The following is a 16,433-nucleotide window of genomic DNA, read 5'->3' as shown; positions in this document are numbered from 1 at the left end:
AATTAAAATTTAATCAGTTATATAAAAACTAACATCGGAGAATCATGATTACCAATATTAAATGTATGATCATAGACGATGATCAACTGGACATGCTGGTTCTGCATCATCATATTAAACAATATGAGAACATAGAAATTGTTGCGTCTTTTGATTCAGCCGAAAAAGCGATTCCGTATCTCGATCTTCCTATCGATCTTTTATTCATCGAAGCCAAGCTCCCCGGCATGAATGGATTGGAATTCAGGAAACTAGCTCATAAAATCCCTATCTGCATTTTTGTAAGTTCTTATCCGGAATTTGCTATTGAAACTTTTGAGATCAATACCTTTGATTTTATTTCAAAACCTTTAAAAACAGAACGTTTTCATCATTCCATGCAAAAGCTTTTCGATTATTTTGAAATGAAAGAGAAAAGCGACTGTTTTGATACTTTACTGGGCGAAAACAGCATTAAAATAAAAGAAAACGGAAATGTTTTCCAAGTTAAAATAACTGACATTCTGTATCTTGAAGCTTTAAAAGACTACACAAGGATCATCACTTCCGAAAAAAAACACTGTATTCTAGATTCCATAGGAAATCTTCTCCATAAAAACTCTTTCGACTCTTTTGTAAGAATTCATCGAAGCTATGCTGTGCCGCGCCATTTGATCAGAAGTAAAAATACGCATGAGGTTGAGCTGGTTCATCAAATCAAACTTCCCATCGGAAGAACTTACAAAGACAATCTTTCTTTTTTTGAACCAAGATCTTAAAAACAAAACCATCCTAACCTATTGGTTTATAAATAAATTGTAAACAATATTTCACTAATCGTCATTCGTCGATTATTTCGGTCGTTTGTCTATTTTCCAAATATACGGCCGTGATATGTGGTAATTTAGTCTTCCAAAATTTTCACAAATTTTAGGACAAAACCAATTAATAACCACAAAACTATTTTACATGAAAAGAACATCTATTTACTGTTTCTTTCTCATTCTGCTCACCTTATCCGTCAGCCTGCTGAAAGCACAATCAGTAGTCTTGGCAACGGGAGCAAATGCTACAGGAGGCACAGGATCCGTTTCTTACAGTGTGGGGCAAACCACTTACCTTGTGAAAGGTACCAATCAAATTTTGGAAGGCGTACAACAGGCCTACGAAATCACCACCCTCGCTACCAGTGAAACGTCATCAGCTGAAAAAGACATCTTAATTTATCCAAACCCATTTAAAGACTATCTGTTTTTAGATTTCACCATAAACAGTTACAAAGGAGCCGAGTATTCATTATTCGACGCTCAAGGGAAATTAATTAAAAAGGATAAAATTACTCAATCAAAATCCGAGTTCAATTTTTCTTCGTTACCATCCGCCATGTATATCATCAGGATCAACCAAAACGGAGAAAACATCAAAACATTCAAAATCATTAAAAAATAACTACCATGAAAAAAATATTATTAACGTTCGGGATTATGCTGGGCTCCTTTTTAGCTTATGCACAGGTACCCGAAAAAATGAGTTATCAGGCCATTATGCGAAATGGTTCAGGTCAAATTTTATCTAATCAGGCTGTGGCTGTCCGAGTAAGTGTATTACAGGGTTCTCCAGCCGGAGCAGCGGTATATTCTGAAAGACTTACCGGAAATACCAACGTAAACGGCCTTGTAACCCTTGAAATAGGAACAGGAACCATTCTTACAGGAACATTCAACACCATCAACTGGTCTACAGGAAATTATTATTTAAAAACAGAAACAGATCCAGCAGGTGGAACTAACTATACCATCGCAGGAACAAGTCAATTATTAAGTGTTCCTTACGCAATGTATGCAAAAACAGCAGGCGGAGGTGGCGGAAGTTTTGCAATTCCTTATACCAATACTGTAAATAATGCTGGAACACTTTTCACATTAATTAATGATGGAGACGGAACTTCAGTGGAAGGTATCAATAACACAACAACTTCAAGCATTGCTGCCGTTCGCGGAATCGTTAGCAATACTGCCCCCGGAGGATTTTCTTCAGGTGTTCGGGGTATCAATAATGGTACAGGAGGACTAGGTGTCGGTGTTTGGGGAAGCCAGGCAGGAAGCGGATGGGGAGTTTATGGTGTTACCCCTAGCGGCTTAGGAGTTTACGGAAATTCATCAGGAGCCGGATATGGAGTATATGCCAACAGTAATACAGGAACAGGTCTTAATGCTACAAGTACAAATGGTATTGCTGCAAATATTTCAATAGCAAATAATGCCAATGCCAATAACGTTCTTAACGCCTCAACTTTAGGAAACGGAACCGTTATTAATGTCTCTTCATCAGGAAGCGGCGCAGGTCTATTAAGTTCTACTGGAAGTGGATTTGCCGTACAGGGAATCACCACTGCTCAATCTTCAGCTGGTATTATAGGAGATAATAACGGAGGCGGCGAGGCTGTTGTCGGTAGAAACACCAGCGATATTGCTGGAGCCGTAGTAGGAAGAAATGATGGTGGAGGTTATGGCGTAAGAGGTTTTGTGGCGACAAATACAACAGGAACATCTGTGGGTGTTTTAGGACAGGTTGGACAAAACAGTGGAAAAGGACGAGCAGGAAGATTCGAAAACTTAAATGCTTCGAATGACAGAAACACTTTCGAAGTAGAATCAAACAGTACAGGAAATATTCCGGATAATACTTTAGGAAACGTTTCATCTTTCCTTTCAAATAATACAAACAGCGTAAGTGCAGCCGTAAGAGGTGAAACCAAAACTATTTTCGGAAACTTTGGAGCAGCAGGACTTTTCGGTGTCTCTTCAGGAACTGGAGGATTCGGAGGTCTTTTCTTTGCTTCAAATGTAAACGGCAACGGACGTGCATTAGTAGCCATCACAGATGGGAATGGTGATGCTATCGTCGCCAATGCCGGAAAAGACGGTGACGCAATAGAAGCCAATGTAGACGGAGCAGGACGTGCCATCTATGGCTGGACTCCTACTTTCGGTACAGGACGTGCTGCCGAATTTCAAAATTTTAACACAGATAACAACAATGCTGTAGTTACCGTTAAAACCGTCGGAAATGGTATAGCGGGAGATTTCTTTGTAGATAACATCTTAGGAACTTCAGCTGCTGTACACGGAAAAGTAAGTTCTCAGTTTGCTAATTTCGGAACTGCGGGTGTTTATGGAGAATCAACAGGAACAGGCGGTTTTGCAGGATTATTCTATCAAAGAAATCCGGCAGGAAACGGACCCGCTTTAATTGCGCTAGCAGAAGGTGCAGGAAACGGAATTACAGCAAATGCAGGAGGAAACGGAGATGGTGTTGAAGCTACAGTAGACGGAACGGGTTCTGCTATTTATGGCTGGGTTCCTAATTTCGGGACTGGTAGAGCCGGATATTTCAGAAACTTTAATAATGCCAACGGCCAGCCAGTTGTGAATATAACCACAACCGGTACAGGATCTACTTTACTTATTAATCATCAAGGCCCATCAGGTAGCATTGCGACTTATCAAAGCGCCTCAACGAACGTTGCCCGTATCGATAAAACAGGAAAAGGATTCTTCAACGGAGGAACTCAAAACAGTGGTGCCGATTTAGCCGAAGCCTTTGACGTTGAAGGAAACACTTCAGAATACGAACCTGGTGATATTTTGGTGATCTCAACTGATACCGACAGAACCGTAGAAAAATCTTCAAAACCATATTCTAATCTTGTTGCCGGAGTTTACGCCACTAAGCCCGGGGTTCTTTTAACAGAAGAAAACATTGATTCTGAATTAATCGGAAAAGTTCCGATGGGTGTCATTGGAGTTATTCCGACAAAAGTTTGTCTGCAAGGCGGAGCTATAAAAAGAGGCGATCTTTTAGTAACCTCATCAAAATCAGGAGTTGCCATGAAAGCCAATATTAAAAAAGTAAAAATCGGACAAGTAATTGGAAAAGCACTTCAAGATTATGACCAAGACGGAATCGGAAAAATAAAAGTACTTGTAAACATTAAATAAACGATCATGAAATCATTATATATCATCGCATTATTAGCATTGAGTGTAAATATTTACGCTCAGGAAAGTAAAAAAACTTCCGAACTGCAGGATCAGGCTCAAGTCGTAAAAGAACTTAAAGAGCGTGATGCCCAAATGCTGAAAAGCAACCAGGAAAATGCTCAGAAAAAGCAGACCCAAACTGTAACTTTAGCATCCGAACAAGGTCTTGAAGTAAAAAAACAAGAGGCAAAAACACAACCATCAAGTAACAACACAGGAAAATTACTGCCCAATACAGCAAGTTTAGAAGAAATTTTAGCAACAGTTCCCAATAGACAGGCACGTAAAGCAAATAATTCTAGGAACACAAATCAAAATGTACAAGGATTACCAAACACGGCAACCTTGGAAGAGATAAAAAAAACAATTCCTAAAAACTAATAACAAACACTAGATTTTTCAACCAAAAAGAAAGTCCATCTAACAAGGTGGACTTTTTATATTTTATATTTTTAAAATTGAATTATTTAAATATTTACAGGTAGAAAATACACTTTGTCATGCTGGAAGCATCTCTATAAAATTCATTTGGATTTCTCTGGAATGAAAAACTTAGCGTTGAAGAGTGAGCCTTTTTTATCAAATCTTTTTACTAATCCCAATCCGCAGCAACAAATTTCATTGAATTTCCTTGACCATCCGACAATGTAAGAAAATGCCCTTCAACAGAATATTTCGTCATGTTTTGAAAACTTTTTGAAAATTTGGTTTCCAAGTCCATATTTTGACATGCTTTCATAGTACTTCCAATTTCTGAAATCTTCACTTTTCCATTGTTCTTAAACTCAGAACCAAAGAACATATTATTACATCCCATAAAAGCACTTCCACGGATTTTACCTTTTTCCTTGTTGGCAGTTAAATTAATACCCGCTTTATTTTCAACTAATTCATTTTTAGTGAAATTACCAAAAGAAACCAACATCCACTCTCTTTGAATGTGCGGATCTTTAATCTGTACTGTAGAGCAATTTAGAACTAAACCTAAAAACAAAACAGTGAAAACTGAGAGCAATATTTTTTTCATACATTCCAGAATCCCATTTTCATACCATTCAGAAGCAGAATCCCATAAAAATTAGTAAATTAGCGACACAAAAATTATTATATAAAATGAAAAGACTATTTCTACTATTCACTTTCTTGTTGGGCTTCGCTCAGATGAGAGCGGATGAGGGGATGTGGCTGTTAATGCTCATCAAAAGATTAAATGGTGTTGACATGCAAAAAGAAGGTTTGCATTTAACCCCTGAAGAGATTTATTCAGTAAACAACTCAAGCATGAAGGATGCTATCGTAAGTTTCGGTGGTTTCTGTACTGGTGAGATCGTTTCTGACAAAGGACTTATTTTCACAAACCACCACTGTGGTTACGGTGCTGTTGCAGCAGCTTCTACTCCGGAGAAAGACTATTTGAAGAATGGTTTCTGGGCAATGAAGCAGAAAGATGAGTTTAATGCAAAAGATCTTTATGTAAGATTTTTAGTTAGAATGGATGATGCTACGCAGAGAATCAATTCTAAATTAAACAATAAAATGACCGGAGAAGAGAGAAAAGCTGTGATTGATGCTGAAACTAAAGCGATCCAGACTGAAAACTCTGAAAACGGGAAATATACAGTAGTCGTAAGAGACTTCTTCAACGGAAACGAATTTTATTATTTCGTTTACCAAGATTATAAAGATATCAGATTAGTAGGTGCACCGCCATCATCTTTAGGGAAATTCGGAGGTGACACAGATAACTGGGAATGGCCAAGACATACTGCAGACTTTACAGTTTTCAGAGTCTATGCTGACGCTGCAGGAAATCCTGCGGAATTTGCTCCAACAAACGTTCCTTTAAAGCCTAAACATTTCTTACCTGTTTCTCTTAAAGGAGTTAAGCCAGGTGATTTCTCAATGATCCTAGGTTACCCGGGAAGAACAAACCGTTATTTGACTTCTTACGGAATTCAGCAAATGGTTAATAAAGATTATCCGGCTTGGGTTGAGGCTTCTAAATTAGCGATGGACGTTATGAAGAAGTACATGGATAAAGATAAAGGAACTCAATTAAACTATGCTTCTCAGTACGCTTCTGTAGCCAACTACTGGAAAAACAGACAAGGAACAATTGATGCCGTTATCAAAAACGGAACAATTACAGACAAGCAAAAAGTAGAAGAAGCATTCAAAACATGGGCTGTACAACCTGCAAACGTTGCAGAGAACGAAACTGTCTTAGATGATATCGCTACTTATTACAAACAAGTTTCTAAAAGAAATGTTGAGAGAAATTATATGTCTCAGCTTTCAAGAAACTCAAAATACATCAGCCTTGCTTACCAGTTAGGTGCTGTACTTAAAGCTTATGCTGCACAAGATATGCAGGGAAGATTGGCTATGAAGCCAAAAGTAGATGCTGCTGTAAAAGCTGCTTACGAAAACATCAACACCAACTTAGAAGGTGAAATGTTGAACTCAATGGTTAACCTTTATCAGACAAAAGTAGATAAAGATGTTGCTTCTCCTACAATTATGGGATTAGATGCTAAGAACCTGTCAAACGTTGCTTATTCATCTATCTTCGCTAACAAAACTTCTGCTACAAACTTTGTTTTGCACCCGGATGCTTTAAAATTAGATGCAGATCCGCTTCTTAAGATCGCTAACGGTGTAGCTACAGACCAAAGATTATCTGGAGAGAGATTCTCTAAAATCGATGACAATTTTGCTAAAAACAACCGTCTTTTCTTAGCTGGTTTAATGAAAGCTATGCCTGAGAAAAAATTCTATCCGGATGCTAACTCTACAATGAGATTAACTTACGGAACTGTAGATAAATTACCAATCAGAACAGACAGAAACTATTTCGGTGTTACTGATAACTATTATACAGATATGGCTGGTCTTGTAGGTAAATACAAGAAAGGTGATGAAGAATTTGATCTTCCACAAAGAGTTATTGATCTTTACAACATGAGCGACTTCGGTCAATATGCTGATGCTAAAGGTTATATGCCTGTAAACTTCTTGTCAAACAACGATATTACAGGTGGTAACTCTGGTTCTCCTGTAATTGATGGAGACGGAAACCTTATCGGTATCGCATTCGACGGAAATAGTGAAGCTTTAAGCGGTGACATCGTTTTCGAACAAGAATGGCAAAAAACAATCAACGTTGACGTTCGTTTCGTTCTTTGGACAATCGATAAGTACGCTGGCGCAAGAAGATTGATCGACGAGCTAAAATTAGTAAGAGATGAAAATACTCCTGCTGACACAAAAACTAAAGCTGCAAAGCCTGAGCACACAAAAGCTACAGGTAAAAAGAAAAAATAATCTTCATTGAATATATTTTTGAAAACCGCGAAATTTTATTTCGCGGTTCTTTTATTGTTAAACATTTAAAATTGAACCAATTAAGCGAGCAAAAAAGAAAATAATATATTTTTTTTGTCAGGTTTTAAAAAAGCTGTCGTCTATAGTTGTAAGAATATAATTATAACTATAAAAAATTATTATGAAAAAGAACATCTTTAAAATTGCTTTATTAGCAACAGGAATCATGACAACATTTGCTCTTACATCTTGTGATAACAATGATACGATGGAAATGCTTTCAGCAGAAAAAACCATCACTTTTGAGAATGTAGTTACACCAAAAGATTTTGTACAAAGTGGAAGTTTTCAAGGAACAGGAACTCCCATTATCACACCAGGCCAATCTGTATCATTCAAATTCAGTGCAGGAAAAGCTCAATCTCTAATGTTTACAACGATGTATGGAGCTTCGAAAGATTGGTTTTTCGCATCCAAGCAACCAGGAATAAAATTATTTGATGCCAGTGGAAATGCCATTACAGGAGATGTTTCATCAGAAGTTCAATTATGGGACAACGGTACCAAAGACAATATTTCCGGCCAAGCAGAAAACAAACCAATTGCACTGGTTCCGAATGTAACAGCATCACAATTAATGCAATTGAATCTCTCTTATAATGATATTTCATCAGAATTTACCCTAACAATTACAAACACTTCGGGCGGAACTGCCAATGAAACACCTTTCTCACCCGGAGTTTGGGCAGTTTCAAATTATAATGGTTCACAATTATTAAATCCAGCGCCATTTTTCACCCCAAATGCTATGTCAAATCCTGAAATCACAGACATTGCACAAATGGGAAATATCACCAAAATGGTAACAAAACTAAATGCCAATACAGGGATTATGACAGGCCTTTCGCCTGCTCTGGTTGTTGTTTACAGTGGTGACAAAAATCCAATTTATGAGCTGGGAAAAGTAGATGACGGAAAAGGATTAAAAGAAATTGCTCAGATGGGAAATGTAACCAAACTTCAAAACAGTTTAAAATCTTCACCTAATGTAAAAGGAATCTATGTTGCAGGAAATGCACCAGTTGCACCCGGAAGTAAGATTATGACTAAGTTTCAATCAAGTCCGGGAGATAAGATCGCGTATGTAACGATGTTTGGTTTTTCTAATGACTGGTTTTATGCCAACGAACAAAGTATCGACGCCAGCGCCATTGGTGATGTAACTTCAAAAACCACTTTATTTGATTCTGGAACAGGTGTTGATCAGTATCCCGGAGCAGGAAATCATCAGGCTTTATTTGGAGGAACTCCACAAGTTGAAAATGTGGTGATTTCTAAAGTTGGAAACCAATTTCCAAATCCGAGTGTTCAGAATGTTTTGAAAGTGACTATTAATTAATTTTGCTTTAAAATTTTGCATAAAAAATCCGAACAGCTCATACTATTCGGATTTTTTTATTTGTAAGAAATCAATTTAAAATAATTAATGAGAGCTACACATTCCAAAACTCTCTATCCAAACTTCTGTACTGTATGGCTTCAGAAATATGATGAGATAAAATATTTTGAGACTCTTCAAGATCAGCAATTGTTCTTGCTACTTTTAAAATTCTATCGTAGGCTCTTGCGGAAAGATTGAGTTTTTCCATGGCTAATTTTATGAGATTAAAAGAAGATTGATCAAGTTCACAAAATTTTTCAATTTCTTTTGGTCCAATTTGAGCGTTATAACTAATTTCCAAGTCTTTATATCGCTCGCCCTGAATCTCACGGGCAATTAAAACACGCTTTCTGATGTCTTCACTTTTCTCTCCTTTTCTTTTTTCTGCAAGCTGTTCAAATTCAACTTTTTGTACTTCTATATGAATATCAATTCGATCCAAAAGCGGTCCGGAAAGCTTATTCATATATCGTTGCATTTCATAGACAGATGAAGTATTATTAGGATCATCAGGGAAAAATCCGCTCGGGCTTGGGTTCATAGAGGCGACCAACATAAAACTTGCCGGATAATTTACTGTAAATCGGGCTCTCGAAATGGTAACTTCACGGTCTTCCAAAGGTTGTCTCATCACTTCAAGAACGGTTCTTTTAAATTCCGGCATTTCATCTAAAAACAAAACACCGTTATGAGCGAGAGAAATTTCTCCGGGTTGAGGATAACTTCCGCCACCAACTAAGGCAACATCCGAGATCGTATGATGAGGTGATCTAAAAGGGCGAACCGTCATTAAAGACGTTTCAGTTCCCATTTTTCCGGCTACAGAATGGATCTTTGTTGTTTCCAAAGCTTCTTTCAACGTTAAAGGAGGCAAAATACTTGGAACTCTTTTAGCCAACATTGTTTTTCCACTTCCGGGAGGTCCGATCAGAATAATATTATGTCCACCTGCTGCAGCGACTTCCATAGCTCGTTTTGCGGTTTCCTGACCTTTAACTTCAGAAAAATCAAAAGGAAACAGATTAATTTTATCCTGAAACTCTTTTCTGGTGTCTAAAACTACTTTTTCAAGAGGTTTTCCTTCATTAAAAAAATCAATAACTTCTTTGATATTTTCAACACCATATACATCAAGATTATTGACGATAGCAGCTTCTCGCGTATTTTGTTTAGGTAAAATAATTCCTTTAAAACCTTCTTCCCTCGCCTGAATAGCAATCGGAAGAACGCCACGGATCGGCTGTAAACTTCCATCCAACGAAAGCTCACCCATAATGATATAATCCTGAATATTTTCAGCTAAAATCTGATCCGAAGCTGTTAAAATTCCGATGGCAATACTCAAATCATATGCAGCACCTTCTTTCCGAAGATCTGCTGGAGCCATATTGATGGTGATTTTTTTACCGGGAATTTTGTAGCCAACGTTTTTTAAAGCAGCAGAAATCCGGTAACTACTTTCTTTGATAGCATTGTCTGCAAGTCCTACTAAATGATAACCTACTCCACCTGTATCAACATTAACTTCAATGGTAATTGTCTGAGCAGAAACTCCGTGAATTGCACTTCCATATATTTTAATCAGCATGATTGTGTTTTGCCGTAAAAATAATTAATATTTTATTTTACAGAATTCACTGTTGAGTTTATGGTATTTAGTTTTAATCGTTATTATATAAAAAAAATAAATCGGCACAGGGATGAATTCTGTACCGATCTTAACATAAATTATTAAAAAACTAACTATTACTTTACTCTATTTCTTTATGAATTTATTTTTATATACTTTTCCATCCAGCGTTTTAGAAACAATCATATAAGTCCCCGGAACAAAACTACTTACATCGATCGCTTCATTATACTGATGGCTTTTTTTCTGTAAAACAAGTTTTCCGGACATATCAACAATAGAAACATTATTATATGTTTTATCAGACTCCTTTCCGATGTATAAGAACTGTGTTGTCGGATTTGGGTATAATTTTAAAATATTTTCTTTTGGTTTGGTTTCACCTGTTCCTAAAGTACAAAAGCTCCAGTTTCCGAAATTAAGTTTAATAAATGCTATATCACTCAACATTTCACATTGGCTAGGGCAATATTCTGTACAGGCATAAAATCCGTATTCTCCGGAAGCACTTGCAACATAAGAATCTCCCGTTGCTCCGGCGATGATACAAGGATCTGTGGGTGAAGGAGGATTATTGCTTGGAAGACATTTAAACCAAGTGTGATTTCCGTATACCACTGGGAATCCGTTATTAAGCTGTACGGTTGCTCCCTGGCAAACATTGTATTCTCCGGGCTGTACTTCTTCGTAAGTTCCGGGCGTAAGATCTACCATCATGAATGGAAGCCCATAAGCATATCCATCTGCAAGAATCGCGGGACTCTCTGCTATACAGTCTCCGTCTGTAACTTCAACTTTAAAATAATAAAGCATGTCATCTGTACCATTGATCGTCAATGTCTGTGATGTCGCTCCCGATATGGCAACCCACGGATTTGGATTTGGAGACTGCCAGTCCCACTGCTGTTTGTACCATTGATAACTTCCGTAAGTTTGTGTTGTAGAAAGCGTTTCAGTTTCTGCATGACAAAAAACGACGCTGTTCTGAAACATTGTCCCAAGTCTCGGGCTTGTGATTGTAGGTGTGCATTGAGCCTGTAATTTTACAATGCTCAGGAATAGGCAAAATGCTAAAAAAATTAATTTTGTCTTCATGTTAATATTTATTTAGTGAATTGATTTTTAATATTTTATCAGTTTTAATTTTGGTTAAGATTCCGGCATATCAATACCATAGAGCGTATTAATTAATAAGCCTGATTTATTTTTAGATATTGTTTTTGATGTGTGAATTAATTATCAGTCGATCAACAATCTAATCCCGAACTTTACATTAAAATTTAATGGTTTTTCTTTATATATTGTATTGAGTGAACTGTCATCTTTGAAATGATAGCCGATACCCGGCTCTGCATAAATCCCTATTTTATTGACAACTTTTACCTGTAATCCTACTCCGCTGTTAACAGAAAACTGAACCGGTTTTGCCTCCAATCCTTCTTTATTTTCTTCTTTTACTTCATTATTTACAATGTACTTTGTGGTGACACCTCCGGCAACCGCCTTTTCAACAATGGCTCCGGCAGTGACGTATCCTGTAAATGCTCCTTTCTTAATCACGTTATAATTTACCTGCACAGGAACACCGATATAATGAACCGACTGATCGCTTTTTATTAAATTAGCATCACTCCCAGAACGAAGTTCGGATGATAATTTGGTATAATTAATTCCCGTTCCGATTCCCCATTTTTTCCCTAAACTATAATACATTGAAACACCTAAAGTAACGGGAACTTTATGTCTTATTCTTGCTTCCACTTCTTTATTTTGATTCGCTAAAAGCACCTGTACAAAAGGATTTCCTTCTGAGCTTGCATAAAAAAGATCATCAACATTCATCGGGCTTCCGCTTAAGGTAGCATATCCCGGAAATTGTTCTGATGAACTTCCTGAAGTATTTCCTGTGAGCAAACTCAGCATCCAAGGTTTTTTGGATTGTTTTTTTGCTATTTTTTCTTTTTGAATTGATTCAAATTTATCTTTATACTCTTTTTCTTCCTGTGAAAACGGTTCTTTTATATCATTGATTGACTGATTATTACCAATAATTACATTTTCTTGTTGTGCAATTTTATTGTTATGATCAATTATATCTGTTATCGTATTTATATTTTGATTTCCAGAATGATTAATTCCATTTTTAAAAATTTCATTATGTGTATTCAGAATCTCATTAAGACTATTTTTTGATGAATTTTTATTTGAAGTGATGATATTTGAACTTGAATTTCCTCTAAATAAATCAGAATTATTTAAATTTTGATTTTTAATCGATAGATTTTGATTTTCAGACAAGCGATCTGTTGATTCTGCTTTATTTCCATTCTTAGAATTAGTAATTTTTGGTAAATCTTCCTTTTCATTATTATAAAAATCGAATATTTTTCCACCAATAAAAAACATTGCAATCACAGCCGCAACAGCACTGATCCGGTATATTAATTTTTTAGATCTAAACGTAGATGTATTTTTATTTTCCGCCTTCAAATCATTTCCAATGATAGGAAATCCTGCTATTTTATCATCTTCAGAGAACAGATCATCTTTAATATTGTCCCACAATCCTTCCGGAACATCATCTGTATGATCTTCCATTTTTCTGCGCATATCATTCAACCACTGATTACTCATATTGCGCTGTTTTTGACATTTTATATTCTTTTATTTTATGACCAAGCATCGCTTTAGCTCTATGAAATTGCGATGCCGAAGAATTTTCAGCAATTCCCAAAATCCCGGCAATTTCTTTATGACTCTTTTCCTCAAACACAAAAAGGTTAAAAACGGTTCTGTAACCATCGGGAAGAGTTCGTATCATTTTCATGATCGTTGTTTGGGATATTTCCTGAAGATCGGGTTCTTCTTCCGGAACATCCGGTATTTCAAATTCATCTTCAACGAGTTTAAAATCAGGATTTTGCTTAAGATATTTTAAAGATTCCGTCACCACAATTCTGGTAATCCAGGCTCTTAAAGAACCATTTCCTCTGTATTCAAATGAATCTATCGAACGAAACATTTTTATAAAACTGTTCTGCAAAACATCATGCACATCTTCCTGCCCGATAATGTATCGTGAACATACATAGGTAAGGTTTCCGGAATAAGCTTCGAAAAGCTCCTTCCAGGCAGTTTCTTCCTTCAAATGAAGGCGTTTTATCAAAATCTGCTCCTTACTTTCTTCCATGTATTTTTACAATAACATCCTGATTTTATGATTAATTTAATTCTAATGCAAAAATAGGCTGCCTTTTTACAAAGCACAACCTATCATGCATGATATCCGTCTCTTAGTTTTTTATAGAATACGGAATATCATATTTAATGGTTTCAAAGGGGGCTAATTCTACACCATCAACTATTATTTTTTCTGCTACCAAGCCGAATCTCAAAGACCAATCTTGTCCCACAAAAAAACCTTTTTGTTTAGCAACAACTGTTACTACAGCATTCTTAGTTACTCCGTCTACAGGAATTTGGATATTCAGCTTCTTGGGAGCAAAGGTCAACTCAACAATATTCTGTTCTGTATTAATTTTTGAAGTATAATTAAGTTTATATTCAAATTTTCCGATTTTAGCTAATGCCGTATCTGTTTTCACAGGATCTTTTACTACAGATTTTACAATTTCTCTGATTGGGAAATCTTTAAAAGTAACTATCGTATCCTTTGCTGAAAAGTTGATAATTTTCTCCACAACAGGTCCTTTATTTCCCTGCTGTATAAAAAGTTTTGCCTTATAGTTGCCATTGACATCTTCAAGCTTCACCGGAACAGGGTTATAACTATCATTATTACAAGATGTTAAAGACATCGCTGCAAACGCAACCAAAACGACCATAAAAGCCTTAAGTACTGTTAATTTCTTCATTACTTTAATTATTTTCATTATACATTATTTACTTTGAGTACTCACTTATATAAATCCGTTTTTGAAGGAATCTTGCATTCATTTTGAAATAAACATTAAAAAAAATCATAACTAATTGATTTTAAAAAGAAAAAATTTATGCTTCGAAAAATAATTTTTAAGTTTTTAATATTTTAATACATTTGTTAAAACATATATTTGAATGAATTTCGAACAAATCAATTTACATCTCAATGCCTATAAAGAGCATGATCAAATTTTAGATGCTGCGAAATATTTAATCAGCTCATTTAAATTAGAACATGAAAATTTTGCAGGATTTGGCTTTAGGCAAGAACTTTCCCCAAATTCAATGCTTTTAACAGCTGAAGGAGAATTGGGACATCCTCAAATGGTAATGATTCCCAAGAATATTTTTGATTTTGATTTGAATCTCGTTCTTAATATGATTGCTCACGAAATGCTTCATGTAAGACAAAAAGCACCAGGAAATGTAGTTGAAGATAAAAATGAAAGAGAATTTCAGGCGTATTATGAAATGCTTTTTCATAAAGTTTTCCCTCAAATCCCTGATGTTTCAGATTTTCACAGAAAATTTTTCGGAAATAAAGCGCTGGAATATTACAGAAGAATGGGCGAAGGCTCCGAGCTACAACACAAATATGCAGAACAGAAAACAGAAGTAGAACAATTAATCAACTCATTATCATGACAATAAAACCCGAAATCTCTTGGCAAGATTTTGAAAAATTAGATATCAGAACGGGAACGATAATTTCAGTAACCGATTTTGAAAAAGCTAGAAATCCATCCTATCAATTAGAAATTGATTTTGGAGATTTAGGTATAAAAAAATCTGCAGCCCAAATAACCTCTCTTTATCAGAAAGAAGATTTAATCGGACAGCAAATTTTAGCTGTCGTTAATTTTCCAAAGAAACAAATTGCCAACTTTTTCAGCGAATGTCTGGTTTTAGGAGTTTATGGCGAAGATTCAAAAGACATTACACTTTTATCACCTTCTCTTCCGACAAAAAACGGATTGCAGGTTGGTTAAAATAATAAAAATACATGATACAAAATATTCCATTAGACAGAGTTTTATTCCTTGATATTGAGACCGTTACGGGAACAGGTTCTTGGGAAGAGCTTCCCGAAACAGAACAAAAACTTTGGGATAAAAAAACAAAATTTCAGAGGAAAGATGAAGCTACAGCAGAAGAATTTTATCCTGAAAGAGCCGGAATTATGGCCGAATTCGGAAAAATAATCTGCATCACCATCGGAATGATCGAAAAAAATGACACGTTAAAGATCAAAAGTTTCGCAAATGATGATGAAAAGAAAATGTTGATAGAATTTGGTGAAATATTCAACAGTCCAAGGCTTCGTGACGTGATCCTTTGTGCCCACAACGGAAAGGAATTTGACTTCCCGTGGATCGCAAGACGCTTTCTGATTAACGGAATGCAACCGCCCAATCCTTTTCAGATGTTTGGGAAAAAACCTTGGGAAATCCCCCATATAGACACGATGGAATTATGGAAGTTCGGAGACTATAAAAGCTTCATTTCTTTAGAATTACTTGCCCATGTTTTCGGAATTCCGACTCCGAAAGATGATATCGACGGTTCAATGGTTTCATCAATCTATTACATAGAAAAAGACTTGCAAAGAATAGTCGACTATTGTGAAAAAGATGTCTTAACTTTGGCAAATGTTTTCCGACGAATGCGTCAGGAAGATTTGTTGAAAAGGAATATCAATCTAGATTAAAAAATGAAATTTACAGACGATCAAATTGCCGATATAGGAGAAGAAATCATTGGAGTATTAAAAACCGTTTATGACCCGGAAATTCCGGTGGATATTTATGAATTGGGGCTTATTTATGATGTTCAGATCTCTGAGGATGGCGATGTAAAAATTATCATGACCCTTACTACTCCCAACTGTCCGGTTGCAGAAACGCTTCCACAGGAGGTTAAAGACAAGGTTGCGGAAGTAGAAAATGTGAAAAGTGTAGATTTAGAGCTTACTTTTGAGCCTAGCTGGAACAAGGATATGATGAGCGAAGAAGCGAAGTTTGAATTAGGAATGCTTTAAATTCTTGAATTAAAATAAATTAGGCTGTCATTTTTG

At 36.1% G+C, this 16,433-nt stretch carries 16 protein-coding genes; 10 read left to right on the top strand and 6 right to left on the bottom strand.

Translation table 11 applies throughout. The features are described 5' to 3' along the window. Window positions 1–44 precede the first annotated feature (44 nt). The 4 genes from EG348_RS07345 to EG348_RS07330 all read left to right on the top strand — a co-directional run bounded on the left by EG348_RS07345 (window position 45) and on the right by EG348_RS07330 (window position 4,403). Window positions 45–758 (top strand): LytR/AlgR family response regulator transcription factor, encoded by a 714-nt coding sequence (locus EG348_RS07345; protein ID WP_123982062.1) that lies wholly within the window; start codon window positions 45–47, stop codon window positions 756–758. Window positions 759–948: 190 nt separating this feature from the next. Further along, window positions 949–1,428, top strand: a complete 480-nt coding sequence (locus EG348_RS07340; protein ID WP_123982060.1) for a T9SS type A sorting domain-containing protein — start codon at window positions 949–951, stop codon at window positions 1,426–1,428. Between the two features lie 5 nt (window positions 1,429–1,433). Continuing rightward, on the top strand, window positions 1,434–3,980 hold the full coding sequence (locus EG348_RS07335) for a beta strand repeat-containing protein (RefSeq protein ID WP_123982058.1): 2,547 nt from the start codon (window positions 1,434–1,436) through the stop codon (window positions 3,978–3,980). 6 nt (window positions 3,981–3,986) lie between these two features. Continuing rightward, window positions 3,987–4,403, top strand: coding sequence for a hypothetical protein (locus EG348_RS07330; RefSeq protein ID WP_123982056.1), 417 nt, complete (start codon window positions 3,987–3,989; stop codon window positions 4,401–4,403). A 211-nt stretch (window positions 4,404–4,614) separates the two neighbouring features. On the opposite strand, the gene EG348_RS07325 is transcribed toward EG348_RS07330, so the two are convergent. Beyond that, window positions 4,615–5,049 (bottom strand): META domain-containing protein, encoded by a 435-nt coding sequence (locus tag EG348_RS07325; protein WP_123982054.1) that lies wholly within the window; start codon window positions 5,047–5,049, stop codon window positions 4,615–4,617. Window positions 5,050–5,135: 86 nt separating this feature from the next. On the opposite strand from EG348_RS07325, the gene EG348_RS07320 reads away from it, so the two are divergent. Both EG348_RS07320 and EG348_RS07315 read left to right on the top strand, forming a co-directional pair. Further along, window positions 5,136–7,346, top strand: coding sequence for a S46 family peptidase (locus EG348_RS07320; protein WP_123982052.1), 2,211 nt, complete (start codon window positions 5,136–5,138; stop codon window positions 7,344–7,346). Window positions 7,347–7,527: 181 nt separating this feature from the next. Beyond that, complete coding sequence (locus EG348_RS07315) at window positions 7,528–8,745, top strand: spondin domain-containing protein (RefSeq protein WP_123982051.1); 1,218 nt, start codon at window positions 7,528–7,530, stop codon at window positions 8,743–8,745. A gap of 94 nt (window positions 8,746–8,839) precedes the next feature. Here the strand turns inward: EG348_RS07315 and EG348_RS07310 are convergent, their stop codons facing one another. The 5 genes from EG348_RS07310 to EG348_RS07290 form a co-directional block, all read right to left on the bottom strand. Then, window positions 8,840–10,375 carry a YifB family Mg chelatase-like AAA ATPase gene (locus tag EG348_RS07310; protein WP_123982049.1) on the bottom strand — a complete coding sequence of 512 codons (1,536 nt, stop codon included), beginning with the start codon at window positions 10,373–10,375 and terminating at the stop codon, window positions 8,840–8,842. Window positions 10,376–10,543: 168 nt separating this feature from the next. After that, window positions 10,544–11,512, bottom strand: a complete 969-nt coding sequence (locus tag EG348_RS07305; RefSeq protein WP_123982047.1) for a T9SS type A sorting domain-containing protein — start codon at window positions 11,510–11,512, stop codon at window positions 10,544–10,546. A 144-nt stretch (window positions 11,513–11,656) separates the two neighbouring features. Next, on the bottom strand, window positions 11,657–13,051 hold the full coding sequence (locus EG348_RS07300) for an outer membrane beta-barrel protein (protein ID WP_123982045.1): 1,395 nt from the start codon (window positions 13,049–13,051) through the stop codon (window positions 11,657–11,659). Beyond that, window positions 13,044–13,607 carry an RNA polymerase sigma factor gene (locus EG348_RS07295; protein WP_123982043.1) on the bottom strand — a complete coding sequence of 188 codons (564 nt, stop codon included), beginning with the start codon at window positions 13,605–13,607 and terminating at the stop codon, window positions 13,044–13,046. Before EG348_RS07295 ends, EG348_RS07300 begins: the two co-directional genes overlap by 8 nt. A 103-nt stretch (window positions 13,608–13,710) precedes the next feature. After that, window positions 13,711–14,292: a DUF4840 domain-containing protein gene (locus EG348_RS07290; RefSeq protein WP_123985034.1), complete on the bottom strand. Its 582-nt coding sequence runs from the start codon at window positions 14,290–14,292 to the stop codon at window positions 13,711–13,713. 202 nt (window positions 14,293–14,494) lie between these two features. On the opposite strand from EG348_RS07290, the gene EG348_RS07285 reads away from it, so the two are divergent. From EG348_RS07285 to EG348_RS07270, 4 genes are read left to right on the top strand one after another with little or no spacing between them, the layout of a single operon-like run. Next, window positions 14,495–15,004, top strand: coding sequence for a hypothetical protein (locus EG348_RS07285; protein ID WP_123982041.1), 510 nt, complete (start codon window positions 14,495–14,497; stop codon window positions 15,002–15,004). Continuing rightward, window positions 15,001–15,348, top strand: a complete 348-nt coding sequence (locus EG348_RS07280) for a tRNA-binding protein (RefSeq protein ID WP_123982039.1) — start codon at window positions 15,001–15,003, stop codon at window positions 15,346–15,348. Before EG348_RS07285 ends, EG348_RS07280 begins: the two co-directional genes overlap by 4 nt. Window positions 15,349–15,362: 14 nt before the next feature. Beyond that, entirely contained in the window at window positions 15,363–16,067 is a 705-nt protein-coding gene (locus tag EG348_RS07275; RefSeq protein ID WP_123982037.1) for a 3'-5' exonuclease, read from the top strand. A 3-nt stretch (window positions 16,068–16,070) separates the two neighbouring features. Further along, window positions 16,071–16,397, top strand: a complete 327-nt coding sequence (locus tag EG348_RS07270; protein ID WP_123982035.1) for an SUF system Fe-S cluster assembly protein — start codon at window positions 16,071–16,073, stop codon at window positions 16,395–16,397. Window positions 16,398–16,433 lie beyond the last annotated feature (36 nt).

Source organism: Chryseobacterium sp. G0201 (genome assembly GCF_003815655.1).
Taxonomy (GTDB): Bacteria; Bacteroidota; Bacteroidia; order Flavobacteriales; family Weeksellaceae; genus Chryseobacterium.
The sequence above is the reverse complement of the archived record's forward strand: the minus strand, read 5'-3'. Positions and strand labels throughout refer to the sequence as shown.

Coding starts and splice junctions, on each gene's coding strand:
- EG348_RS07345 (WP_123982062.1), top strand. CDS start 45: ATGATTACCAATATTAAATGTATGATCATAGACGATGATCAACTGGAC.
- EG348_RS07340 (WP_123982060.1), top strand. CDS start 949: ATGAAAAGAACATCTATTTACTGTTTCTTTCTCATTCTGCTCACCTTA.
- EG348_RS07335 (WP_123982058.1), top strand. CDS start 1,434: ATGAAAAAAATATTATTAACGTTCGGGATTATGCTGGGCTCCTTTTTA.
- EG348_RS07330 (WP_123982056.1), top strand. CDS start 3,987: ATGAAATCATTATATATCATCGCATTATTAGCATTGAGTGTAAATATT.
- EG348_RS07325 (WP_123982054.1), bottom strand. CDS start 5,049: ATGAAAAAAATATTGCTCTCAGTTTTCACTGTTTTGTTTTTAGGTTTA.
- EG348_RS07320 (WP_123982052.1), top strand. CDS start 5,136: ATGAAAAGACTATTTCTACTATTCACTTTCTTGTTGGGCTTCGCTCAG.
- EG348_RS07315 (WP_123982051.1), top strand. CDS start 7,528: ATGAAAAAGAACATCTTTAAAATTGCTTTATTAGCAACAGGAATCATG.
- EG348_RS07310 (WP_123982049.1), bottom strand. CDS start 10,375: ATGCTGATTAAAATATATGGAAGTGCAATTCACGGAGTTTCTGCTCAG.
- EG348_RS07305 (WP_123982047.1), bottom strand. CDS start 11,512: ATGAAGACAAAATTAATTTTTTTAGCATTTTGCCTATTCCTGAGCATT.
- EG348_RS07300 (WP_123982045.1), bottom strand. CDS start 13,051: ATGAGTAATCAGTGGTTGAATGATATGCGCAGAAAAATGGAAGATCAT.
- EG348_RS07295 (WP_123982043.1), bottom strand. CDS start 13,607: ATGGAAGAAAGTAAGGAGCAGATTTTGATAAAACGCCTTCATTTGAAG.
- EG348_RS07290 (WP_123985034.1), bottom strand. CDS start 14,292: ATGAAGAAATTAACAGTACTTAAGGCTTTTATGGTCGTTTTGGTTGCG.
- EG348_RS07285 (WP_123982041.1), top strand. CDS start 14,495: ATGAATTTCGAACAAATCAATTTACATCTCAATGCCTATAAAGAGCAT.
- EG348_RS07280 (WP_123982039.1), top strand. CDS start 15,001: ATGACAATAAAACCCGAAATCTCTTGGCAAGATTTTGAAAAATTAGAT.
- EG348_RS07275 (WP_123982037.1), top strand. CDS start 15,363: ATGATACAAAATATTCCATTAGACAGAGTTTTATTCCTTGATATTGAG.
- EG348_RS07270 (WP_123982035.1), top strand. CDS start 16,071: ATGAAATTTACAGACGATCAAATTGCCGATATAGGAGAAGAAATCATT.